Source organism: Pseudomonas urethralis, from assembly GCF_021602465.1.
Lineage (GTDB): Bacteria > Pseudomonadota > Gammaproteobacteria > Pseudomonadales > Pseudomonadaceae > Aquipseudomonas > Aquipseudomonas vlassakiae.
Map to the genome: position 1 here is coordinate 1 of NZ_BQIJ01000056.1, position 705 is coordinate 705.

General features: G+C 60.3%; 1 protein-coding gene. It reads left to right on the forward strand.

All coding sequences use genetic code 11. From position 1 onward, the window contains the following. Positions 1-618: phage tail fiber protein (locus tag L6D64_RS28175; RefSeq protein ID WP_219824775.1), on the forward strand; the 618-nt coding region annotated here is incomplete at its 5' end. Between the last annotated feature and the right edge of the window lie 87 nt (positions 619-705).

A 705-nucleotide genomic window follows, 5' to 3' on the forward strand; every position in this document is an offset into this window, starting at 1 on the left:
GGCGGATCGGTCCTGACAAACACCCTGGGTGGTTCCTATATCCAGCAGATTGCCCAGGACCCATCTGCTGGTATTTACAACCCCTACGTAGCGGTTCGGCATTTCTCCGCACAGGGCAGCCCAGGCCCGTGGTGTGCTTTCTACCACACTGGCAACACAACCCGAGCTTCTGGCGGGGCTTTGTCCGCAGCGTCACCGATTCTTCGTGTAGCAGATGTGGATCGATCCGAGCGAAGAGACTTGCTCGAGCAGTCTTTTGAGCCCGCAGGTGCCTATGGTGCGACGAATGATGAGGCCCGTGGCGTAACTGTTGAGCGGACCGGCGTCGGCGTTTACGTGATAAGCGGAAGCTTGGGGCTCGCGCTCGAAGGTTGGCGCATTCAAGACCCATGCTCCCCTGATGGCGGGCGCGTGCTCGGCATCACCCAGAGCGATCAGGATAGCCAGGGGGTGATCACGCTCCGCCTCTTCAAGCAGCGCTGGACGTTGGACGAGGAGGGTGAAATGCATCTGGGTCCTGGTGCGCCGTTGGATGTGCCATTGAACAGCTGGATCGATGTTCGCCTAGAAATGCCACCCAAACCTGATGCGGGCGCACCGGAAGATCTGCCAGCCTGACCCGAACAGAACCCCACCGACCGCCGCCTGGCGGTATTTTTTTGCCTGGAGAATACCCATGACCCAAACCCAGCCCCGGGGCATCCG